Annotated in this window: 20 protein-coding genes; 19 read left to right on the forward strand and 1 reads right to left on the reverse strand. The window is 34.3% G+C overall.

Annotated elements, in window-relative coordinates; genetic code table 11:
- Positions 1-14 precede the first annotated feature (14 nt).
- From pnp to rny, 13 genes are all read left to right on the forward strand, one after another.
- Positions 15-2,108, forward strand: coding sequence for a polyribonucleotide nucleotidyltransferase (pnp, locus tag HHH54_RS04765; protein ID WP_198617701.1), 2,094 nt, complete (start codon positions 15-17; stop codon positions 2,106-2,108).
- A 287-nt stretch (positions 2,109-2,395) separates the two neighbouring features.
- Positions 2,396-4,069 carry a ribonuclease J2 gene (rnjB, locus tag HHH54_RS04770; RefSeq protein WP_198617702.1) on the forward strand — a complete coding sequence of 558 codons (1,674 nt, stop codon included), beginning with the start codon at positions 2,396-2,398 and terminating at the stop codon, positions 4,067-4,069.
- 183 nt (positions 4,070-4,252) lie between these two features.
- Positions 4,253-6,637, forward strand: a complete 2,385-nt coding sequence (locus HHH54_RS04775) for a DNA translocase FtsK (protein ID WP_198617703.1) — start codon at positions 4,253-4,255, stop codon at positions 6,635-6,637.
- Positions 6,638-6,640: 3 nt separating this feature from the next.
- A complete protein-coding gene (locus HHH54_RS04780; RefSeq protein ID WP_198617704.1) occupies positions 6,641-7,357 on the forward strand; it encodes a GntR family transcriptional regulator in 717 nt (238 codons plus the stop codon).
- Positions 7,358-7,386: 29 nt separating this feature from the next.
- Positions 7,387-8,661 (forward strand): EF-P 5-aminopentanol modification-associated protein YfmF, encoded by a 1,275-nt coding sequence (yfmF, locus tag HHH54_RS04785; RefSeq protein WP_232796247.1) that lies wholly within the window; start codon positions 7,387-7,389, stop codon positions 8,659-8,661.
- Positions 8,654-9,943, forward strand: coding sequence for an EF-P 5-aminopentanol modification-associated protein YfmH (gene yfmH / locus HHH54_RS04790; RefSeq protein ID WP_198617705.1), 1,290 nt, complete (start codon positions 8,654-8,656; stop codon positions 9,941-9,943). Before yfmF ends, yfmH begins: the two co-directional genes overlap by 8 nt.
- A complete protein-coding gene (gene ymfI / locus HHH54_RS04795; RefSeq protein WP_198617706.1) occupies positions 9,940-10,644 on the forward strand; it encodes an elongation factor P 5-aminopentanone reductase in 705 nt (234 codons plus the stop codon). The genes yfmH and ymfI overlap by 4 nt, the downstream gene beginning before the upstream one ends.
- A 46-nt stretch (positions 10,645-10,690) precedes the next feature.
- A complete protein-coding gene (locus HHH54_RS04800) occupies positions 10,691-11,536 on the forward strand; it encodes a DUF3388 domain-containing protein (RefSeq protein ID WP_198617707.1) in 846 nt (281 codons plus the stop codon).
- Between the two features lie 9 nt (positions 11,537-11,545).
- On the forward strand, positions 11,546-11,944 hold the full coding sequence (locus HHH54_RS04805) for a helix-turn-helix domain-containing protein (RefSeq protein ID WP_198617708.1): 399 nt from the start codon (positions 11,546-11,548) through the stop codon (positions 11,942-11,944).
- A gap of 39 nt (positions 11,945-11,983) precedes the next feature.
- Complete coding sequence (gene pgsA, locus HHH54_RS04810) at positions 11,984-12,571, forward strand: CDP-diacylglycerol--glycerol-3-phosphate 3-phosphatidyltransferase (protein ID WP_198617709.1); 588 nt, start codon at positions 11,984-11,986, stop codon at positions 12,569-12,571.
- A 177-nt stretch (positions 12,572-12,748) separates the two neighbouring features.
- Entirely contained in the window at positions 12,749-13,903 is a 1,155-nt protein-coding gene (locus HHH54_RS04815) for a CinA family nicotinamide mononucleotide deamidase-related protein (protein WP_198617710.1), read from the forward strand.
- Between the two features lie 150 nt (positions 13,904-14,053).
- Positions 14,054-15,109, forward strand: coding sequence for a recombinase RecA (gene recA / locus HHH54_RS04820; RefSeq protein ID WP_198617711.1), 1,056 nt, complete (start codon positions 14,054-14,056; stop codon positions 15,107-15,109).
- 232 nt (positions 15,110-15,341) lie between these two features.
- Positions 15,342-16,901, forward strand: a complete 1,560-nt coding sequence (rny, locus tag HHH54_RS04825) for a ribonuclease Y (protein ID WP_198617712.1) — start codon at positions 15,342-15,344, stop codon at positions 16,899-16,901.
- A gap of 202 nt (positions 16,902-17,103) precedes the next feature.
- Here rny and HHH54_RS04830 read toward each other — a convergent pair whose 3' ends face one another.
- Positions 17,104-17,322 carry a hypothetical protein gene (locus HHH54_RS04830; RefSeq protein WP_198617713.1) on the reverse strand — a complete coding sequence of 73 codons (219 nt, stop codon included), beginning with the start codon at positions 17,320-17,322 and terminating at the stop codon, positions 17,104-17,106.
- 354 nt (positions 17,323-17,676) lie between these two features.
- Between HHH54_RS04830 and HHH54_RS04835 the strand changes: the two genes are divergently transcribed.
- The 6 genes from HHH54_RS04835 (at position 17,677) to HHH54_RS04860 (ending at position 23,627) form a co-directional block, all read left to right on the forward strand.
- Positions 17,677-18,468, forward strand: a complete 792-nt coding sequence (locus HHH54_RS04835) for a TIGR00282 family metallophosphoesterase (RefSeq protein WP_198617714.1) — start codon at positions 17,677-17,679, stop codon at positions 18,466-18,468.
- Between the two features lie 143 nt (positions 18,469-18,611).
- Complete coding sequence (locus HHH54_RS04840; RefSeq protein WP_198617715.1) at positions 18,612-20,372, forward strand: 2-oxoacid:acceptor oxidoreductase subunit alpha; 1,761 nt, start codon at positions 18,612-18,614, stop codon at positions 20,370-20,372.
- Entirely contained in the window at positions 20,373-21,239 is an 867-nt protein-coding gene (locus HHH54_RS04845; RefSeq protein ID WP_198617716.1) for a 2-oxoacid:ferredoxin oxidoreductase subunit beta, read from the forward strand.
- A 73-nt stretch (positions 21,240-21,312) separates the two neighbouring features.
- Positions 21,313-21,603 carry a thiamine-binding protein gene (locus tag HHH54_RS04850; protein WP_198617717.1) on the forward strand — a complete coding sequence of 97 codons (291 nt, stop codon included), beginning with the start codon at positions 21,313-21,315 and terminating at the stop codon, positions 21,601-21,603.
- A gap of 104 nt (positions 21,604-21,707) precedes the next feature.
- Positions 21,708-23,258 carry a tRNA (N6-isopentenyl adenosine(37)-C2)-methylthiotransferase MiaB gene (gene miaB / locus HHH54_RS04855; RefSeq protein WP_198617718.1) on the forward strand — a complete coding sequence of 517 codons (1,551 nt, stop codon included), beginning with the start codon at positions 21,708-21,710 and terminating at the stop codon, positions 23,256-23,258.
- Positions 23,259-23,627, forward strand: coding sequence for a YlbF/YmcA family competence regulator (locus HHH54_RS04860; protein WP_198617719.1), 369 nt, complete (start codon positions 23,259-23,261; stop codon positions 23,625-23,627).
- Positions 23,628-23,631: the final 4 nt, after the last annotated feature.

Below are 23,631 nucleotides of genomic sequence, written 5' to 3' on the forward strand. Positions count from 1 at the left end.
AGAGGAGATTTATCATGTCTCAAGAGAAAAAGGTATTTAAAACGGAGTGGGCGAACCAACCGTTAACGATTGAAACGGGACAATTAGCAAAACAAGCCAATGGTGCAGCATTAGTGCGCTATGGAGATACAGTTGTGTTATCTACAGCAACAGCATCAAAAGAACCAAGAGATGGAGATTTCTTCCCATTAACGGTCAATTATGAAGAAAAAATGTACGCTGCAGGTAAAATCCCAGGTGGTTTCAAAAAAAGAGAAGGACGTCCTGGTGATGAAGCAACACTAACAGCTCGTTTAATTGATCGTCCTATTCGTCCTTTATTCCCAGATGGATATCGTCACGATGTTCAGATTATGAATATTGTACTCAGTGCAGACCCTAATTGTTCACCAGAAATGGCTGCAATGATTGGATCCTCAGTTGCGCTAAGTGTTTCTGATATTCCATTTGAAGGCCCAATTGCTGGTGTGAATGTTGGCTATGTTGATGGTGAGTATGTCATCAATCCTAATTTAGAACAAAAGGAAAAGTCACGACTTGATTTAGAAGTAGCTGGACACAAAGATGCAGTAAATATGGTTGAAGCTGGTGCAAGTGAAATTTCTGAATCTGAAATGTTAGAAGCAATCTTCTTTGGACATGAAGAGATTAAACGTTTATGTGCATTTCAAGAAGAAATCATCGCACATATCCAACCTGAAAAGCAAGAGTTTATTCCAGAAGAGAAAAATCAAGCATTAATTGATGAAGTTACAACTTTAACTGAAGAAAAGCAACTAAAATCTGCTATTCAAACTTTCGATAAAAAAGAACGTGAAGCTAACATCGAAACGATTAAACAAGAGATTATTTCGAATTATGAAAATGAAGAAGATGAGGACAATGAAACATTATTATCAGAAGTAAGTCAAATTGTCGATAGTCTGATTAAAGAAGAGGTTAGACGTTTGATTGCTGATGAAAAAGTACGTCCAGACGGTCGTAAACCAGATGAAATCAGACCATTATCTTCTGAAGTTGGTTTATTACCACGCGCTCATGGGTCTGGGTTATTTACACGTGGTCAAACACAAGCATTATCTGTTTTAACGTTAGGCTCTATTTCAGAGTATCAAATTATTGATGGATTGGGCGAAGAAGAACAAAAACGTTTTATGCATCATTATAACTTCCCTAATTTTTCAGTAGGTGAAACAGGACCAGTGCGTGCACCAGGACGACGTGAAATTGGTCATGGCGCATTAGGTGAACGTGCGTTAAAATATATCATTCCTGATGAGAAGACTTTCCCATACACAGTACGTATTGTAAGTGAAGTACTCGAATCTAATGGATCTTCTTCACAAGCTTCAATTTGTGGCTCAACGCTTGCGTTAATGGATGCTGGTGTGCCAATTAAAGCACCTGTTGCTGGTATCGCAATGGGTTTAGTTACTCGTGATGAAAGTTATACAATTTTAACTGATATTCAAGGTATGGAAGATGCTTTAGGTGACATGGACTTTAAAGTTGCTGGAACTAAAGATGGTATTACAGCAATACAAATGGATATTAAAATTGATGGGTTAACAAAAGAAGTCATTGAAGAAGCGCTCGAACAAGCACGTGTTGGACGTCTTGCGATATTAGAACATATGCTAGGTACAATTGAGGAACCACGCAAAGAATTAAGTGCTTATGCTCCTAAAGTTGAAATTATTACAATTAAACCAGAAAAAATTCGTGATGTTATTGGACCAGGTGGTAAACAAATCAATGAAATTATCGATGCAACGGGTGTTAAACTTGATATCGAACAAGATGGAACAGTTTACATTGGTTCAAATGACCAAGATATGATTACACAAGCTCGTCAGTGGATTGAAACGATTGTAAGAGAAGCTGAAGTCGGCCAAATCTATGATGCAACTGTCAAACGTATTGAAAAATTTGGAGCGTTTGTGGAATTATTTAAAGGAAAAGATGCTCTAGTGCATATTTCACAAATTGCTAATGAACGTATTAACAAAGTTGAAGATGTACTCAAAGTTGGCGACACAATAAAAGTTAAAGTTACTGAAATTGACAAACAAGGTCGCGTCAATGCGTCTCACAAAGTATTATTATAAGAATAGAAAACATATTCGATTAGGACACTAATTGAAACAGTTTGGTGTCCTAAATTTTTACATGAACATAGGTAGATGGTAAGCAATTTCACACTTCAATGTGAAGTTGCTTTTTAACTACACTAAATATTGACTTGAACGGTTATACAACGCTTTATAGTCATTTAATTGTTATACATATTAAACTCACGTACCATTGTATTAATAGTGTACAGACATTGAAATTTCAACTATAATAAAATATGAATGTACAATGGACGGGTTATATTAATCTAGGAGGTAAAATCTTGAATTTAGTAAAGAAAAAAAATAAAAATATTCGCATCATTCCACTCGGAGGAGTCGGCGAAATTGCGAAAAATATGTATATTGTAGAAGTTGATGACGAAATGTTTATGTTGGATGCCGGCCTTATGTTTCCTGAAGATGAAATGCTCGGGGTAGATATCGTCATTCCTGACATTCAATATGTACTGGAAAATAAACATAAACTCAAAGGAATCTTTTTAACTCATGGTCATGAGCATGCAATAGGTGCTGTTTCATATGTATTAGAACAACTGGATGCACCTGTTTATGGTTCAAAGCTTACGATTGGTCTTGTTAAAGAAAGTTTAAAAGCACGTCAGATTGATAAAAAAATTCGATATTATGTGGTCAATAATGAATCAGTGATGCGTTTTAAAGGCGTTAATGTAACATTTTTTAATACAACGCATAGTATTCCAGATAGTTTAGGTGTATGTATTCATACGTCTTATGGTGCCATTGTGTACACAGGTGAATTTAAATTTGATCAAAGTTTACACGGTCACTATGCACCAGACTTAAAGAAAATGACTGAGATTGGTGAATCTGGCGTATTCGCTTTATTAAGTGATTCTACAGAAGCTGAAAAACCTGGGTATAATACACCAGAAAATGTGATAGAAAGTCATATGTTTGATGCATTTGCGAAGGTGCGCGGACGTCTTATTGTGTCTTGTTATGCATCTAACTTCATTCGTATTCAACAAGTTTTAAATATTGCTAGCAAATTAAAACGCAAAGTTTCATTTTTAGGGCGTTCACTTGAAAGTTCATTTAATATAGCCCGCAAAATGGGATATTTTAATATTCCAAAAGACTTATTAATTCCAATTAATGAAGTTGAAAATTATCCTAAAAATGAAGTGATTATAATTGCAACTGGTATGCAGGGTGAACCAATCGAAGCTTTAAGTCAAATGGCACGTCAAAAACATAAAATTATGAACATCGAAAAAGATGATTCAGTCTTTTTAGCAATTACCGCTTCTGCTAATATGGAAGTCATTATCGGCAATACATTAAATGAATTAGTCAGAGCAGGGGCTCATATTTTACCAAACAATAAAAAGATTCATGCTTCAAGCCATGGTTGTATGGAAGAATTAAAAATGATGTTAAATATTATGAAACCTGAATATTTCATTCCAGTACAAGGTGAGTTTAAAATGCAAATCGCTCACGCAAAACTTGCTAGTGAAAGTGGAGTTGCAGCCGAAAAGATTTTCTTAGCTGAATCAGGTGATGTTATTAACTTTGATGATAAAGATATGCTGTTAAATGAGAAAGTAAATGCGGGTAATGTTTTAATTGATGGTATTGGTGTAGGTGACGTAGGTAATATCGTTTTACGAGACCGTCATTTACTCGCTGAGGATGGTATTTTTATCGCGGTTGTGACATTAGATCCTAAAAATAAACGTATTGCGGCAGGTCCTGAAATTCAATCACGAGGATTTGTTTATGTGAGAGAAAGTGAAGCTTTATTAAAAGAAGCTGAAGAAAAAGTACGTGAAATCGTAGAAGCAGGACTTCAAGAAAAACGTATTGAATGGTCTGAAATGAAACAAAACATGCGTGACCAAATTAGTAAATTATTATTCGAGAGCACAAGAAGACGTCCGATGATTATCCCTGTGATATCAGAAATTTAAATAAAAGTCGGTTAGGTCATTTTGTAAAATTAAGTACAGAACATTGAACAAAAAGATGTAAGAGGTTGGGACAAAATCCTGCTTTTGAGGCACTATGAATGGTGCTCAAAGCATCAATTATTATGTTCCAGCCCCTTCTCATTTTAATCAGTATCAAATTGAGAAAGAAGCAGGTGACAATGAATGCCCAAAGCGAAAAAACGTAATACGAAGCGATCTAATACTAAAAGACGTACTGCTCAAAAGAAGAAGAACGATACACCGTTACGTTTTGGATTGGCAATCATTTTTGTGATTCTTTTGTTATTAGGTATTTTTCAGTTAGGTATAGTAGGCGTTGCCATAGATAGTTTTTTTAATTATTTATTTGGTTGGCCACGCTACTTAATCTATGTTTTATTGATGTTAGCAACTGGATTTTTAGCTTATAATGGCAAACTACCTAAAACAAGACGATTATCAGGATCAATTGTACTCGCTTTTGCATTACTATTATTCAGTCAGCTTATTTATTTGATCTTTGGTGGTACACAAGCTAAACGTGAACCTGTACTATCATTTGTGTATCAGCAATATCAAAAATCTATATTGCCAAATTTTGGTGGGGGATTAATAGGATACTATTTAGTAGAATTATTAACACCGCTTATTTCAATCGTGGGCGTTGTGTTCATTGCAATTTTACTATTAATTTCAAGCGTTATCTTATTACGTAAGAAACGTCACAGAGATGTGTCAAAAGTTTTTGCGTCTCAAACCAAAAATCATCTCGCTCGAGCTTATACCTCTTATCAAAACCATAGTGAAAATAGAAGATTAAAACGTTTAGAACAACGAGAAGCTAAGCGCCAACAACAAATTGAGCAAAAAGAAGAAGTAAAAGATGTTTCGGATTTCCCAGAAGTACAAACGCATGACACAGTACAAGAAGTATCAGAGTATCCGAATATTCCTATTTTTAGTTCAAAAGCAAGTAATGATGTACCAGAAGAAACATCAACTGAGAATGCTCATGAAGATACGAATCTTCCATCAAGACAATCACGGAGTAATAAGAAATCTAGAACGCAACAACGGACTAATGTACAAAGTCAAGAAACAGAAGCAGTTCAAAGTGAAGGTTCAATTTCTGAAGCAGGTGAAGTTGAAAATGATGCATATCAGTTGCCACCGTTGTCACTTCTAGATACACCAAAAAAACAAGCAACAACTTCTAAAGCCGAAGTTCAAAGAAAAGGGAAGCTTTTAGAAACGACGTTAAATAACTTTGGGGTAAAAGCAAAAGTAACACAAATTAAAATTGGACCTGCCGTGACACAATATGAAGTACAACCTGCTCAAGGTGTTAAGGTGAGTCGGATTGTTAATTTACATAGTGATATCGCATTGGCTCTCGCAGCTAAAGATATACGAATCGAAGCCCCAATCCCAGGAAAGTCTGCTGTCGGAATTGAAGTGCCAAATTCTAAAATAGCATTAGTCACTTTAAAAGAAGTTTTAGATGAGCGATTTCCAACAGCTAACAAATTAGAAGTCGCGCTTGGCCGAGATATATCAGGTGAACCTATCACAGCAGAATTAAATAAAATGCCACACTTACTTGTGGCAGGATCAACGGGAAGCGGTAAATCTGTATGTATTAATGGGATTATTACTAGTATTTTGTTAAATGCCAAACCACATGAAGTCAAATTAATGATGATTGATCCTAAAATGGTGGAACTTAATGTATACAATGGTATTCCTCATTTATTAACGCCCGTTGTTACAAATCCACACAAAGCATCACAAGCACTTGAGAAAGTTGTAAGTGAAATGGAACGTCGTTATGATTTATTCCAACATTCAGGAACAAGAAATATTGAAGGGTATAACGCGTTTATTAAGACTAAAAATAAAGATTTAGATGAAAAGGAACCATTACTACCTTATATTGTAGTAATTGTTGATGAGTTAGCTGATTTAATGATGGTTGCAGGTAAAGATGTTGAAACTGCAATCACGCGAATCACGCAAATGGCACGTGCTGCAGGGATACATTTAATCATCGCAACTCAACGTCCGTCAGTAGATGTTATTACAGGTTTAATCAAAAACAATATTCCATCCAGAATCGCATTCGCTGTCAGCTCACAAACGGACTCTAGAACGATAATCGATAGTGGCGGGGCAGAAAAGTTACTTGGTAAAGGTGATATGCTATTTATTAAAAATGGTGGATCATCGAGAACGCGTGTACAAGGTGCCTTTTTAAGTGATAGTGAAGTACAAAAAGTTGTAGATTATGTTGTTAAACAACAACAAGCTAATTACGTTAAAGAAATGGAGCCAGACCATCAATCTGAGCAATCAGCTTCAGAAAGTGATGACCCACTGTATCATGATGCTTACTTATTCGTTGTTGAAAAACAAAGAGCCAGTACATCATTACTGCAACGACAATTTCGAATAGGGTATAATCGTGCTTCAAGAATTATGGATGATTTAGAAAATAATCAAGTTATTGGTCCCCAAAAGGGAAGTAAGCCACGGCAAGTATTAATTGATTTTAACGAAAGTGAGGTTTAATTCATGTCTGTAAATCCTAATATTAACAAAGTAAAAGAATGGATCCTGAAAAATATTGACAACGAGCAATTAAAACCTGGTGATGCTTTACCAGGTGTGCTCGATTTAGCTAAATCTTGTGATGTATCGACTGATGATGTTGAAGAGGCTATTCGTGAACTAGTTACGGAACAAATCGTAACTGAAAATTTTGAAGAAGGTGCACATGTTAAGGTGCCTCAACCTTTTTTTTATCCACTTGATGAGCTCTTAAGTATTGGTCGTATGATTTCTGAAAAAGGTTATCAACATGGTACAATTTTTCTAAGTTTAGGGGAAGAAAAAGTTTCGTACGAGGATATGAAAATCATGAACCTGCCTTCAGATTCCAACATGACAGTAATAGAACGAATCCGTACAGCTGATGATAAACCGGTCGTTTACTGTTTGGATAAAGTAGCAGCAGATGTAATGAAGGAATTTAGTCAACACGATCAACAAATGTCAATTCTAAAAGTAATTGAATCTGAGATAGGGCAGGAAATTGCTTATGCTGAGACTGAAATTGAAGCAATTAGCTATGAACCCTATATTTCAGAAACCCTTAATTCAGATCCAAAAGATGGGTTAATGTTATTAAAACAAGTCCATTATACAGAAAATGATGTTCCAATATTATATTCTCTAAACTACTTTAAAAGTAGTCTGGTTAAGTTTCGTACCATTCGAAAACGTCTATAGTATATAAACACCAAGAAGGAGGAGATTATTTGTTAAGTCAAGATAAACATAATCAAAATCATATACGAATTTATCCGACAACTAAGTTTAAAACAACAACAATTACATTTAAATTTATGGCACCCTTAAACCCTGAAACAATGACAAAACGTTCTTTGTTAAGTAAGTTATTGGTTCGTGCAACCCAACAATTTCCAACAGATAAGGCTTTGAATCAACATTTATCACGATTATACGGTGCATATTTGAATAGTTATGTTTCAAAATTTAAAGATAGACATGTGATTACAATTACACTAGAAATTGTAAATGAACGTTACTTATTAGATGACGAACCATTATTTAAAAAGGGCATCGATCTTTTAAAAGAAGTTATACTTAATCCTCTAGTTGATCATGGCGCTTTTAATGAAACTTATGTAAGGCAAGAAAAGCGTTTGCTCAAGAAAAAGTTAGAGGCGCTAGAAGATAATAAGTCACAAATTGCATTTATTCGCTTACTTCAACATATGTTTGAAGCACATCCATATCGATATATGGCAGCAGGAGAGCTTGAATTTATTGATTCAATTACTACTGAGGATATTTATAAAACATATCAATCAATGCTTGCAAATGATGAATGCTCAGTTTACATAGTTGGTAATATTAATGAAAATGCCACAAAAGCATATATAGAGTCTATATTTAATCTTAAACCATTTACATATAATGCGATAACATTTGATGAAAACGCAGTACGACATGCTGTACCAAATGAAGTCATTGAAACTGATGATATTGATCAAGCTAAACTTAATATGGGGTATCGATTTAAAACTCAAATGGGGGAACCAGATTTTTATGCTTTTGTTGTATTTAATATGATGTTTGGTGGGGATCCATCGTCAGTATTATTTAATGAAGTACGTGAGCAAAAAAGTTTAGCCTATTCTATTCATTCACAAATTGATGGGAAAAATGGCTATTTATTTGTGATTAGTGGTGTGTCTTCATCAGAATATCAACTCGCTAAAGACACAATCATCGATGCATTCGAACGTTTTAAACGGGGTGAATTTACAGAGGCCCAATTAAATCTTGCGAAAAAAGTGATTCTTTCTCATCGTAAAGAAGGAAAAGACAGACCTAAAAATATTATAGAAATGATGCATAATCAAATTTTATTACCTACAAGTGATGAAGACAGTCATTTTGAGGAAAAAATATTAAAAGTGACAAAGCAAGATATAAAAAACGTATGTCAATCAGCATACTTGGATACGACTTATATTTTAACAAAGCGTGGTGAAGAGCATGCATAAAAAGTATTACGAACAAATTGATGAAACTGTCTACCATTCTACCTTAGAAAATGGATTAAATGTATTTATTATTCCTAAACGTGATTTTCAAAAAACATTTGTCACGTATACAACTCAGTTTGGTTCTTTAGATTCGCGTTTTAAACCGCATCAATCAGATGAGTTTGTAACAGTGCCAGATGGTGTTGCTCACTTCTTAGAACATAAATTATTTGAAAAAGAAGAGGGTGACTTGTTTACTCAATTTGCTAAACATGATGCACAAGTTAACGCATTTACTACTTTTGATCGTACAAGTTACCTTTTCAGTGCAACAAATCATATAGAAGATAATATTATTCGTTTATTAAACATGGTTGAAACACCTTATTTCACTGAAGCATCTGTTGAAAAAGAAAAAGGTATTATCGCAGAGGAAATTAAGATGTACCAAGAACAACCTGGTTATCGCCTTATGTTTAATACACTAAGAGCACTTTATCATAATCATCCAATAAAGATAGATATTGCAGGTAGTGTTGAAAGTATTTATGAAATCACAAAAGAAGATTTGTATATATGTTATGAAACATTCTATCATCCTTCGAATATGGTTTTATTTGTAGTTGGTAACGTTGAACCAACAGAAATTTATGAATTAGTGAAAACTCATGAAAATAAAAGACAAATTGAAGCACAGCCTGAAATTGTAAGAGATCCTTTAGAAGAACCTAAACATATATTTGAAAGTAAAGTAACTGAAACGATGCCATTACAATCATCACGTTTAATGCTAGGTTTCAAAAATAAATTATTAGATTTAACACATCGTCAACGTGTTAAAGAAGATATTGAAATCTCATTCTTTTTTGAAATGATTTTTGGTGAAGAAACTGAGTTTTACCAATCATTGCTTGAAGATGAATTGATAGATGATACTTTTAGTTATCAAACAGTCATTGAACCGTCGTATAGTTTTTCACTTATTGCTTCAGCGACACCTGATGTAGATTCACTCAAAAATCGTTTAGTTCATGAATTAAAACAAAGTATAGGTCATATTAAAGATCAAGAGGCCTTTGATTTATTAAAACGCCAGTTTATAGGTGAATATATTTCAAGTTTAAATGCTCCTGAATATATCGCGAACCAATACACCAAATTTTATTTCGATGGTGTGAGTCTATTTGAATTACTTGAAATAGTTGATGAGATTTCTATTGAGAGTTTAAATGAGACAGTTACGAAACATATTGACTTAAATGAAATGGTAGATAGTCGTTTGGAGATGAAGGAAAATTGAAAGCACTCGTAATTGGTGGTTCTGGAACGATAGGTCGTGCGGTGACGCAGGACCTTCTTTCATATGGATATGAAGTTGTATTAACGTATAATCAAACATCGATAGTGGAGTTACAAAACTTATATCATGGAGAGCCTGTTCAATTTTTGAAGTTAGACGTATCGAAAGAAGTTCAATTAGATGCAGTGTTTAAAGATATTAAAAATATTGATGCATTAATTTATGTAAGTGGTAAAAGTCAGTTTGGATTATTACAAGACATGACCAATGAAATGATTCATGAAACATATATGATCAATGTTTTCAATTTGATTAAAATTACCCAGTATTTTCTCTCAGAATTGATGGCAAGTGATTCAGGACGCATTATTGTGGTGTCATCAATATGGGGAGAAATGGGAGCGAGTTTTGAGACAATTTATTCAACTATGAAAGCTGGGCAAATTGGTTTTATAAAAGCTTTAAGTCAAGAGCTTGTAAAAACAAATGTCACTGTCAATGCTATAGCTCCAGGAGCAGTTGAAGGAACAATGACTAATCAATTAAATGATGAAGATTATAAGTTATTATTAGAGGAGTTACCACAAAATCGTCTCATTCATCCTAAAGAAATCGCACATTCTATAATGTACTTGTTATCCCCAAACGCTAAAAGTATTACCGGTACAGTACAAAGAATTAATGGTGGTTGGTATTTGTAATCTGTTATAATGGTTTAAAAATAGTGGAAAACAAGGGGTGACACTAATGATTCAAAGAGAGAAGAAAGAATGGTATTTAGAATATCATATTAATATCAATAGAGAAGGTTTATTAGGTGATGTTTCCAGTTTACTAGGGATGATGGGTATCAATATTGGCGCGATTAATGGTATTGACAAATCAATACGTGCCTTTATTATCAAATCAGATAGTATTGAAAAGGTGAAACGCTTTGAAACGTTATTAAAAGAAATAGATGACATCTCACTTCGTGTATTACGAGAGCCAGAACTTAAAGATCGATTAGCTGTTAGACATGGACGTTATGTGAAACAAGATAAGCACAATAAAAAAATATTCCGCTTCGAACGAGATGATCTGGGTTTACTTGTAGATTTCATGGCAGAAATTTTCAAAGAAGACGGTCATAAACTCATTGGTATACGTGGAATGCCACGTGTCGGAAAAACAGAATCGATTGTAGCGGGAAGTGTATCTGCGCATAAAAAATGGTTATTTATCAGTTCAACACTAATTAAACAAACGGTGAGAAGCTCTTTAATTAAAGGAGAATATGATAAAGATCATGTTTATATCATTGATGGTGCTGTAACGGCGAGAGAACGTAATCCTAAACATCAAGAGCTGGTTAATGAAGTCATGACCTTGCCATCAGTAAAAGTGGTAGAACACCCTGATTTATTTGTGGAAACTAGTGATTATATCATGGACGACTTTGATTATATTATCGAACTTAGAGCCGAAGAAAATCAAAAAATTGAATATGAAGCAATGAAACAAAAGACGGTAAAAAGTAAAAATAATCTTGATTTTGGTGATCCTTTTGGAGGATTTGGAGATGGCTTCGGTGATGGATTTGGGTCATTATAAAAGGAGTGAATGACTTTGAAATTAATTGGTGAGGTCTTAAAAGGTAAACGAGAAAGACTTGGTATGACATTGAATGAACTTGAAAAGCGAACACATATCCAAAGAGAGACGCTTGAAAAAATTGAAAAAAATCAATTCAACGCACTCTCAAATCCTAATTATGCTAGAGGATTTATAATGAAATACGCACATGCAGTAAATACAGATACACGAAATCTTTTTAAACAGCATGAAGACGAGTTTCCAACCTCTTCCAATGATGCGCAAAACGCTTTGATTAATTTGTCACACCAACCTTACACAAATACAACTCATAAAGATTTAGAAGCGAAGCAATTAAGTATAATTATGGGTGTGTTTGTTGTGATTACAGCACTATTTTGGGGGCTATTAACATTTATGTTATAATTGAACATTATGTAAAAGAAATTGAAAAGAGGAAAAGAAATGAATTTACCTAATCAAATAACATTATTTCGTGTTATTTTAATCCCAATTTTTATGCTATTTGCATTAGCTCATTTTGGACTAGGTCATGTTCAGATATTAGGAGGTCAATCTGTACGCATTGAGTTTCTAATTAGTGGTATCATCTTTATTATAGCTTCATTAAGTGATTTTGTAGATGGTTATCTAGCGCGCAAATGGCAATTAGTTACGAATATGGGCAAGTTTTTAGACCCACTTGCAGATAAATTATTAGTATCTGCAGCGTTAATTGTATTAGTTGAGTTACAACTCACAAGTTCAGTTGTAGCAGTAATTATTATTGCAAGAGAATTTGCAGTTACAGGCTTACGTCTTTTACAAATTGAACAAGGTTTTGTAAGTGCTGCCGGGCAACTTGGGAAAATTAAAACAGCAGTTACGATGATTGCATTAATACTTATTTTATTAGGAGAGCCAATGAGTCAATGGATTGGTTTTTCACTTGGACAAGTGTTATTATACATCGGTGTGTTCTTTACAGTATTATCGGGTATCGAATACTTCTATAAAGGTAAAGATGTATTTTTACAAGATAAACGAAATTAATTTGAGGGTTAGACTTAAGTATCTAAATAAGTGTAATAGAGCCAAGTTATGGCAAAAGACTATAGAGACATGCAAGTTCAATACTTCAGCTCTTGTGGCTATTATGCTTAGGTTAAGTACTTAAAGGACTAACCCTTTTGTCATTGTTGTAATAATTAAAAATAAGGAGACTGAAATATGGATGTATGTATTATAGCTGTAGGATCAGAATTATTATTAGGACAAATTGCGAATACTAATGCACAATATTTATCTAAAAAGTTAAATGAAGCAGGATATCATGTAAAAGAACATATTGTTGTAGGTGATAATCCAGAACGACTCGAAAAAGTGACGAAAAGAGCATTAGAACAATTTGATATTTTAATATTTACAGGAGGACTAGGACCGACTAAAGATGATTTAACGAAACAAACAGTGGCCCAAACACTGCATAAAGAGCTAATAATTGATGAAGAAGCGCTAACTTATATTAAAAATTATTTCAAATCTCAAGATAAAGAAATGACACCTAATAATGAACAACAAGCATTAGTTATTGAGGGCTCAACAGTTTTGAAAAATGAGGTTGGAATGGCACCTGGAATATTTTTAGAACATGAAAATAAAAAAGTTGTCATGCTCCCTGGACCACCTAAAGAAATGAAACCTATGGTAAATAATGGTTTGATGCCTTTACTTCATCAAGAAGGGCACACAATCTTTTCAGAAGTGCTTAGATTTTGTGGTATTGGCGAATCACAAATTGAAACAGAACTCATCGATTTAATTGATCAACAAGAAAATCCGACGATTGCACCTTTAGCAGGTACGCATGAAGTAACTATTCGTTTAACTGCAAATGATGTTTCTGAAGCGGCAAGCCAAAAACGTATTGAACCAGTTAAGAATGAAATTTTAAGACGTGTCGGCACATATTACTACGGTTCTAATGACACGACCCCTGAGCGTGCAGTGATGGATCATCAGAAAAATCCGATTGCATTATATGATGGTGTAACACAAGGATATTTATATAGTAGATTGAAACAAGAAGATTTAAATCATGTATTGAAAGGTTATTTAATTGACCATGACGTATTTCTAGACCATAACCTTTCAATAGATGAACAATTAAAGTATAGTGGATTCTTTATTCAACAATTATTTAATACATCTGAAGCGATTAGTATCCTCTCAAAAGGGAATACTGTATACGTCGGATTTGTAAAAGGAAATCAAGTATACAAACGTCAATTTAAAATGAGTCATGAACGAAATTTACAAAGAGACAGAAGTCAAAATTATGTGATGATTGAATGGTTAAATTGGATAAAATCACAACAAAATTAAGTAATTTGCTTCATTTTAAGGTACGTGTGTTCGTTTATATGGATAATAAGTTCGAAAAAATACGAACAAATATTCGCAAAATGTTTGTAATTTATGAAGAGAACGTGTATAGTAAAAGTAAGTTAATTTCGTATTAGAGGAGGTCCTAGATTGGATAACGAACGTCAAAAAGCTTTAGATACAGTAATAAAAAATATGGAAAAATCATTTGGTAAAGGTGCTGTTATGAAACTCGGTGATAATAAGGATCGACGTGTTTCAAGTGTCTCAAGTGGTTCTGTCACTTTAGACCACGCATTGGGCGTTGGTGGCTATCCGAAAGGACGTATTATTGAGGTCTATGGTCCTGAGAGTTCTGGTAAGACTACAGTTGCGTTACATGCAATTGCAGAAGTTCAAAAAAATGGTGGTATTGCGGCTTTCATTGATGCTGAGCATGCTTTAGATCCTGTTTATGCAGAAGCTCTAGGTGTAGATATTAACAATTTATATTTATCACAACCAGACCATGGTGAACAAGGTCTTGAGATAGCAGAAGCATTTGTACGTAGTGGCGCAGTAGACATTGTAATTGTAGACTCAGTAGCTGCACTAACACCAAAAGCAGAAATCGAAGGAGAAATGGGAGACACACATGTTGGTTTACAAGCGCGTTTAATGTCTCAAGCGCTTAGAAAACTTTCAGCAGCCATTTCTAAATCTAAAACTACAGCTATTTTTATCAACCAAATCCGTGAAAAAGTGGGGGTTATGTTTGGTAACCCGGAAACAACACCTGGTGGCCGTGCTTTAAAATTCTATAGTTCTGTACGTTTAGAGGTTAGACGTGCTGAGCAACTTAAACAAGGTCAAGATATCGTTGGTAATAGAACTAAAATAAAAGTTGTGAAGAACAAAGTAGCACCGCCATTTAAAGTTGCGGAAGTCGATATTATGTATGGTAAAGGAATTTCTCGTGAAGGTGAATTGATTGATTTAGGTGTTCAATACGATATTGTTGATAAATCGGGCGCTTGGTATTCATATAATGGTGAACGTATGGGCCAAGGTAAAGAAAACGTTAAACAATTTTTAAAAGAAAATCCTCAAATTGAAGATGCTATTGATCGTCAATTGCGAGAAAAATTAGGTATTTTCGATGGTGATGTAGAAGAAAGTCAAGAAAGCCAAGAAGAACCTAAAACGTTATTTGACGAAACTGAATAATAATAGCTTAATTTGATAACGGAGTAAATGAGAAGTCCTTTTGTTTAGGTTTCTCTATTTGCTCCTTTTATTTTCAATAAAACGTAGAACAATTTGATGCATTATTGGCGGAAACCTTGATTTTTCACTTTTCAAAACGTACAATTGAAGTTGTATGATTCTTATTTTATTCATATAATCATATAATTTTTATTGATATACAGTAGAAATCCTAGAAAAAGGAGGTGTTTGTGTGAATTTATTAAGCCTCTTACTCATTATATTGGGTATTATTCTAGGAGTTGTTGTTGGATACTTTATCGCCCAAAACTTGATACATCAAAAATTAACTCAAGCTAAGGGTACCGCTAGAGATATTATTGAACAAGCAAACAAAGAAGCAGAAAACCTGAAAAAGGAAAAATTAATCGAGGCTAAAGAAGAAAACCAATTGCTTCGTGAACGTTCAGAGAATGAACTTAGAGAAAGACGGGGAGAGCTTCAAAGACAAGAATCTCGGCTTCTTCAAAAAGAGGAGAATCTTGATCGGAAATCTGATTTATTAGATAAAAAAGATGAGATTTTAGAAGAAAAAGAGTCTAAGCTTGAAGAAAGACAACAACAAGTAGATGTTAAAGAGAGTAGTGTTCAATCTATAATAATGAAGCACGAACAAGAATTAGAACGCATCTCCGGTCTCACGCAAGAAGAAGCGCGTGAGGAACAATTTTCACGTGTTGAAGAAGAATTGTCACAAGATATTGCGGTGTTATTTAAAGAAAAAGAACAAGAAGCTAAAGAAAAAGTAAATCAAAAAGCAAAAGAACTTTTAGCTACTACAGTTCAGCGTTTTGCTGCAGATCACACTTCTGAATCTACAGTTTCTGTCGTTAATTTACCAAATGACGAAATGAAAGGACGTATTATCGGTAGAGAAGGTCGAAACATTCGTACACTTGAAACATTAACCGGTATCGATCTAATCATTGATGATACACCTGAAGCTGTTATTTTATCTGGATTCGATCCAATTCGAAGAGAAATTGCAAAAACAGCTTTAATTAATTTAGTTTCTGATGGACGTATTCATCCAGGACGCATTGAAGATATGGTTGAAAAGGCTAGAAAAGAAGTTGATGAGATTATACGAGATGCTGGAGAGTTTGCGACGTTCGAACTGAATGTACACAATATGCATCCAGATTTAATTAAAATTTTAGGACGGATGTATTATCGTACAAGTTACGGTCAAAATGTGCTTAAGCACTCAATTGAAGTTGCACACTTAACAGGTATGCTCGCAGCAGAACTGAATGAAGATGTTTCTTTAGCAAAACGAGCAGGGTTACTTCATGACGTGGGTAAAGCAATTGACCATGAAGTTGAAGGTAGCCATGTTGAAATTGGTGTAGAACTCGCTAAAAAGTATAATGAATCTGAAACTGTAATTAATGCGATACACTCACATCATGGTGATGTTGAGCCTACATCTATCATTGCTATTTTAGTCGCGGCAGCAGATGCATTATCAGCTGCGCGCCCAGGAGCACGTAAAGAAACTCTAGAAAACTATATTAAGCGACTAGAGCGTCTTGAAGAAATCTCAGAAAGTTATGATGGCGTTGAAAAGGCGTTCGCAATTCAAGCTGGTCGAGAAATCCGTGTTATTGTATCACCTGAAGAGATTGATGATTTGAAATCACATCGACTAGCACGTGACATTAAAAACCAAATTGAAAGTGAACTTCAATATCCAGGACATATAAAAGTGACAGTTGTTCGTGAGACGAGAGCAATTGAATATGCAAAATAATGATTAAATGAAAGTTAGAGTAAAAGACTTTATTGCCTCTATCCAGGTTTTAAAAGCTTTTATTCTAACTTTTTTAATGACATTAAATAAAAAATAAGGTTAACACACCAAAAATGTATTAACCTTATTTTTTGTTTGTTTAAATTAGACTATATTCAATAATTGTATATATGCTATAACTTAAATACATATGATTTAAAATCTATTCACAAAGTCCAAGTTCAGTATTTCGTAGCTCTTGTAATGCGCTAGATGTATCCATATTATTTGAAGAAATGTTTGCATAACGTTCAGCAAGTCGATATGCATTGATATATAATTCAAGGCCATCTTTTGCGATATCTTCAGCGCTTTCTTTTTTAGACGGATTCGCTTTAACGACTAATTCAGCAAATTTTTCCGGATCGATATTAATTGACATACGTAAAAAACAACTCCTAAGTTTAATTTAATGAATGACATGTTTAAGGTTAGTTTATAGAACGTTAGCCTTTTTAATTTAAACTATTTACTTCTATATTCATTCTAACCTATCACATATTTACCCTAGTATATCAAAATTAATCATTCATCAACTCATCGCGAGTAATACATTGAATGTACATTTAGAACGAATATGATTGTAAAATTGTATGCAATGGAAAGAATATTGGATTGTCTCGTTTATTGTTCATCATAACATGTTGACATCAAACTTCAGAAAGTTAAAATAAACAAGAGAACAATTAGTAGTTGAGAATGGATCTACTAATGAATAGAGAGGACGTAACACGATATGAGAATCTTGTTTATTGGAGATATTGTAGGTAAGGTTGGCCGTGAAACAATAAGCACACTATTACCTAGAATCAAACAAAAGTACCGACCTACTATTACAATCGTAAATGCTGAAAATGCAGCTCATGGTAAAGGTATCACTGAAAAAATTTATAAACAACTATTAAGAGATGGTGTTGATTTTATGACGATGGGTAATCATACATATGGTCAACGTCAAATATATGAATTTATCCATGAAGCAAAACGTATGGTCAGACCTGCTAATTTTCCAGAAGAAGCGCCTGGAGTAGGGATGCGAATTATAAAAATTAATGATAAAAAGTTAGCGATTATTAACCTACAAGGGCGTAGCTTTATGGCTGATATTGATGATCCTTTTAAGAAAGCTGATCAATTAATTAAAGCGGCACAAAAAGAAACAGACTATATTTTTGTTGATTTTCACGCAGAGACGACATCTGAAAAAAATGCTATGGGTTGGTATCTGAATGGACGTGTGAGTGCGGTAGTGGGCACACATACTCACATTCAAACAGCCGATGAACGTATTTTAGATGAAGGTACTGCATACATTACAGATGTTGGGATGACTGGCTATTATGATGGTATTTTAGGTATAAACCGTGATGAAGTAATTACACGATTTATCACAAGTTTACCACAACGACATGTTGTTCCTGATGAAGGAAGAAGTGTGTTGTCGGGAGTCGTAATAGATATGAATGGAGATGGAAAAGCGCAACGCATTGAACGCGTGCTCATTAATGATGATCATCCTTTTGAATAAAATATAAAGCAAGAATAGGAGGAATCTTGACAATTATATCCTCCATTAGTATGAATTTTAGAATAACCCATTAGATTTTAAGGAAAATCGTGGGTTATTTTGTTATGATATTGTATGAATTAAACGTGTAGGAGGCTAAATCTATGAAATCTCAAGTATCATGGAAAGTTGGTGGGCAGCAAGGTGAAGGTATCGAATCAACAGGTGAAATCTTCGCGACTGCTATGAACCGAAAAGGATACTATTTATACGGCTATCGTCATTTCTCAAGTCGTATTAAAGGTGGCCATACTAACAATAAAATCCGCGTTTCAACAACGCCTGTTCACGCCATTAGCGATGATTTAGATATTCTCGTTGCATTTGATCAAGAGACAATTGAGTTAAATCATCACGAAATGCGTTCTGATAGTGTGATTTTAGCTGATAGTAAAGCGAAACCAGAAAAGCCAGAAGGGGCTAAAGCGCAACTTATTAGCGTACCATTTACAGAAACAGCTAAAGAATTAGGTACAACATTAATGAAAAACATGGTAGCGATTGGTGCGACTGCTGCGTTAATGCATCTTAATACGGAAACATTTAAAGATTTAATTACAAACATGTTTGAAAAGAAAGGTCAAAAAGTTGTTGACTTGAACATTCAAGCTTTAGAAGAAGGTTATCAATTGATGCAAGCGCAATTGTCGGATATTGAAGGTGATTTTGAACTTGAAGCTGGAAGTGGTTCACCGCATCTATATATGATTGGTAACGATGCTATTGGATTAGGTGCAATTGCCGGTGGTTCAAGATTTATGGCGGCTTATCCAATTACACCTGCTTCAGAGATTATGGAATACATGATTGATAATTTACCAAAAGTTGGAGGAACTGTCATTCAAACTGAAGATGAAATTGCAGCAGCGACAATGGCAATTGGTTCTAACTATGCGGGAGTACGTGCATTTACAGCTTCTGCTGGACCAGGACTATCTTTAATGATGGAAGCGATTGGTTTATCAGGAATGACTGAAACACCGCTTGTGATTATGAATACACAACGTGGTGGACCATCAACTGGACTTCCAACTAAACAAGAGCAATCCGACTTAATGCAAATGATTTACGGAACACATGGAGATATTCCAAAAATTGTCATTGCACCTACTGATGCAGAAGATGCTTTCTATTTAACTGCTGAGGCATTTAATTTAGCTGAAACATATCAATGTCCAGTAATTCTACTAAGCGATTTACAGCTTTCTTTAGGTAAACAAACAGTACCACAATTAGATTATAGTAAAGTTGAAATTAAACGCGACACAACAATTACAGAGGATATTGAACGTGATCCTGAAGATAAAGGTTATTTTAAACGTTATGCACTTACAGCATCAGGCATTTCACCAAGACCTATTCCAGGGGTTAAAGGTGGTATACATCATGTCACAGGTGTTGAACATAATGAAGAAGGTAAACCAAGTGAAAATGCAGAAAACCGTCATAACCAAATGGACAAACGTATGCGTAAAACTGCAAACTTATTAATCGATCGTCCTGTAGAAGGTCAATTGCAACATGAGGAAGCTGATATACTGTATTTAGGGTTTATCTCTACAAAAGGCGCTATCGATGAAGGTGTGCAACGATTAGAAAATGACGGCCATAAAGTGAATCATTTACAAATTCGTCAACTTCATCCATTCCCAAGTCAAATGATCCAAGAAGCGGTAGATAAAGCTCAAAAAGTAATAGTCGTTGAACATAACTATCAAGGTCAACTTGCGAATATTATTAAAATGAATGTTAATTTAGGAGATAAATTAGTGAATCAAGTGAAGTATGACGGTACACCATTCTTACCTCATGAGATTGAAAGTAAAGGTCAAGAAATATTAAAATCATTAAAGGAGAGAGTGTAATTGGCAACATTTAAAGATTTTAGAAATAATGTTAAACCGAATTGGTGTCCAGGTTGTGGTGACTTCTCAGTACAAGCAGCAATTCAAAAAGCAGCCGCAAATGTTGGATTAGAACCTGAAGACGTTGCATTGATTACGGGTATCGGTTGTTCAGGACGTTTGTCAGGATATGTCAATTCATATGGTGTGCACTCTATTCATGGTCGCGCATTACCTTTAGCACAAGGTGTCAAAATGGCAAACCGTGACTTAACAGTGATTGCATCAGGTGGCGATGGAGATGGTTATGCAATTGGTATGGGTCATACAATTCATGCCTTACGTCGAAACATGAACATTACGTACATCGTAATGGATAACCAAATTTATGGTTTAACTAAAGGACAAACTTCACCATCTTCAGCACCTGGATTTATTACTAAAACAACACCTAAAGGAAGTATTGAACAAAATGTAGCACCATTAGAGCTTGCGTTATCTTCAGGCGCAACTTTTGTTGCACAAGGTTTTTCAAGTGATATCAAAGCACTTACAAAAATGATTGAAGATGCAATTAATCATGATGGTTTCTCATTTGTAAATGTATTTTCTCCTTGTGTAACGTACAATAAAGTGAATACTTATGATTGGTTTAAAGAGCATTTAACAAGTATTGATGATATTGAAGGATATGATGTAACTAATAAACAAAAGGCAATTCAAACTGTATTAGAACACGAATCATTAGTTAAAGGAATTGTTTATCAAGATACTGAAACACCATCATATGAATCACAAATTAGTGAGTTAGGCGAAACACCACTTGCACATAAAGACTTAAAACTTGATCAAGCACAATTTGATGCGCTAACTGAACAATTTGTTTAAAATTAAGAAACATACTAAGATTTAGCTATAAGGAATCTTAGTATGTTTTTATTCATATTATGGAGGGATTTTGATGATTGATACATTAATGAGTATTCAAATTATACCTAAAACGCCAAATGGTGAAGATGTGATTCCATATGTAGATGAAGCGATTTCAATCATAGATCAATCTGGATTAACATACAGAGTAGGGCCTTTAGAAACGACGATTGAAGGAGAGATGAGTGAATTGCTCATTCTTGTACAAAAACTGAATGATCGAATGGTTGAACTTGAAGTGCCGAGCGTGATGAGTCAGGTTAAATTCTATCATGTGCCAGAGGGCATAAGCATAGATACACTTACGAATAAATATGACTAGTACATATAAAATAAGCTTTAAAACCTATCGTTTTGGCCCTTTGCACTTTTGTGGAATATTTAATATAATGAACTAATGATATATGGGCAGAAAGGGTTTTGCATGTGAATGAAGAACAAAGAAAAGCTGGAACAATTGATGTTTTAGCAAGTCGTAAAGATAAATCAGAAAAAGACTATAGTAAGTATTTTGAATTTGAACACGTTTATCAACCACCAAATTTAAAAGAAGCAAAAAAACGTGGTAAAGAAGAAGTTAAATATAACAGAGATTTTCAAATCGATGAAAAATATCGTGGTATGGGTAAAGGTCGTACATTTTTAATTAAAACTTATGGTTGTCAAATGAATGCGCATGACACAGAAGTGATGGCTGGTATCTTAACTGCATTAGGGTATACACCAACTGAAGATATAAATGTGGCAGATGTTATCTTATTAAATACTTGTGCGATTCGTGAAAATGCTGAAAATAAAGTTTTCGGTGAAATTGGTAACTTAAAACACATTAAACAAGAGCGCCCTGATTGTTTAATTGGTGTTTGTGGATGTATGTCTCAAGAAGAGTCAGTTGTTAATAAAATTTTGAAGTCATACCAAAACGTAGATATGATTTTTGGAACGCATAATATTCATCGTTTGCCTCAGATTTTAGAAGAAGCATACTTATCTAAAGCAATGGTTGTTGAGGTATGGTCTAAAGAAGGCGACGTTATTGAAAACTTACCTAAAGTTCGCGAAGGTCATATTAAGGCTTGGGTTAATATTATGTATGGTTGTGACAAATTCTGTACATATTGTATCGTGCCATTCACACGTGGTAAAGAACGTAGTCGTCGTCCGCAAGATATTATTGAGGAAGTGCGTGAATTAGCGCGTAAAGGATACCAAGAAATTACATTACTTGGTCAAAATGTAAACTCATATGGTAAAGATTTAGAGGATATTGAATATGGATTAGGCGACTTACTTGAAGATATTTCTAAAATTGATATTCCACGTGTGCGCTTTACTACAAGTCACCCTTGGGATTTTACAGATCGTATGATTGAAGTTATTGCGAATGGCGGAAATATCGTACCGCATATTCACCTACCTGTTCAATCAGGTAATAATAAAGTGTTAAAAATCATGGGACGTAAATATACACGTGAAAGTTATTTAGATTTAGTATCTCGCATTAAAGAAGCGATACCAGATGTAGCTTTAACGACAGATATTATTGTTGGTTATCCAAACGAGACAGGGGAGCAATTTGAAGAAACATTATCATTATATGATGAAGTTGGATTCGAACATGCATACACTTACCTCTATTCTCAACGTGATGGTACGCCAGCCGCTAAAATGAAAGATAATGTACCAACAGAAGTGAAGAAAGAGCGTCTTCAACGTTTAAATAAACGTGTAGCAGCTTATTCTTCAGAAGCATTAAAACAATACGAAGGTAAAACTGTACGTGTATTATGCGAAGGTGCAAGTAAGAAAGATGAAGAAGTACTAGCGGGTTACACTGAAAAAAATAAACTTGTTAACTTCCGCGCACCACGTGACGTAATTGGCAAAATTGTCGACGTTAAAATCATTGAAGCGAAACAATTCTCTTTAAACGGAGAATTTGTTGGTGTAAGCAATCAAGCAATGGTGACACAATAGATGACTTATTCACGAGAGGATATTTTAAAAGCAGCATCTAATTTATCTCATCGTATACAAAATTTGGAAATGGTTCAAAACTATCAAAATATTGAAACGCAAATTCATAAAAATGCACGCATTTTAAATTATATGAACCAGTTAAAGCAATCACAAAAACAATCTGTAAACTTTCAAAATTATGATAAACCGAATGCTTATCGACGTTCAGAAGATAAAATCAATTCAATTCGGAATAAAATTGATGATATTCCTATAGTAACAGAGTTTAGAGCATCACAAGAAGAGGTAAACGATTTACTTCATTTGGTTATCAAAACATTATCTACTGGATTGCAACATCACATTGAAATAGAGAAAAAGGAGTGATTGT

The sequence above is a fragment of the Staphylococcus canis genome (assembly GCF_016238445.1).
GTDB classification, from domain to species: Bacteria; Bacillota; Bacilli; order Staphylococcales; family Staphylococcaceae; genus Staphylococcus; species Staphylococcus canis.

Excerpts from the sequence above, each read along its gene's own strand:
- HHH54_RS04835 (WP_198617714.1), top strand. The coding sequence starts at position 17,677 with ATGAGAATCTTGTTTATTGGAGATATTGTAGGTAAGGTTGGCCGTGAA.
- HHH54_RS04815 (WP_198617710.1), top strand. The coding sequence starts at position 12,749 with ATGGATGTATGTATTATAGCTGTAGGATCAGAATTATTATTAGGACAA.
- HHH54_RS04860 (WP_198617719.1), top strand. The coding sequence starts at position 23,259 with ATGACTTATTCACGAGAGGATATTTTAAAAGCAGCATCTAATTTATCT.
- HHH54_RS04780 (WP_198617704.1), top strand. The coding sequence starts at position 6,641 with ATGTCTGTAAATCCTAATATTAACAAAGTAAAAGAATGGATCCTGAAA.
- HHH54_RS04840 (WP_198617715.1), top strand. The coding sequence starts at position 18,612 with ATGAAATCTCAAGTATCATGGAAAGTTGGTGGGCAGCAAGGTGAAGGT.
- yfmH (WP_198617705.1), top strand. The coding sequence starts at position 8,654 with ATGCATAAAAAGTATTACGAACAAATTGATGAAACTGTCTACCATTCT.
- HHH54_RS04805 (WP_198617708.1), top strand. The coding sequence starts at position 11,546 with ATGACTTTGAAATTAATTGGTGAGGTCTTAAAAGGTAAACGAGAAAGA.
- pnp (WP_198617701.1), top strand. The coding sequence starts at position 15 with ATGTCTCAAGAGAAAAAGGTATTTAAAACGGAGTGGGCGAACCAACCG.
- HHH54_RS04850 (WP_198617717.1), top strand. The coding sequence starts at position 21,313 with ATGATTGATACATTAATGAGTATTCAAATTATACCTAAAACGCCAAAT.
- HHH54_RS04830 (WP_198617713.1), bottom strand. The coding sequence starts at position 17,322 with ATGTCAATTAATATCGATCCGGAAAAATTTGCTGAATTAGTCGTTAAA.
- HHH54_RS04800 (WP_198617707.1), top strand. The coding sequence starts at position 10,691 with ATGATTCAAAGAGAGAAGAAAGAATGGTATTTAGAATATCATATTAAT.
- pgsA (WP_198617709.1), top strand. The coding sequence starts at position 11,984 with ATGAATTTACCTAATCAAATAACATTATTTCGTGTTATTTTAATCCCA.
- HHH54_RS04775 (WP_198617703.1), top strand. The coding sequence starts at position 4,253 with ATGCCCAAAGCGAAAAAACGTAATACGAAGCGATCTAATACTAAAAGA.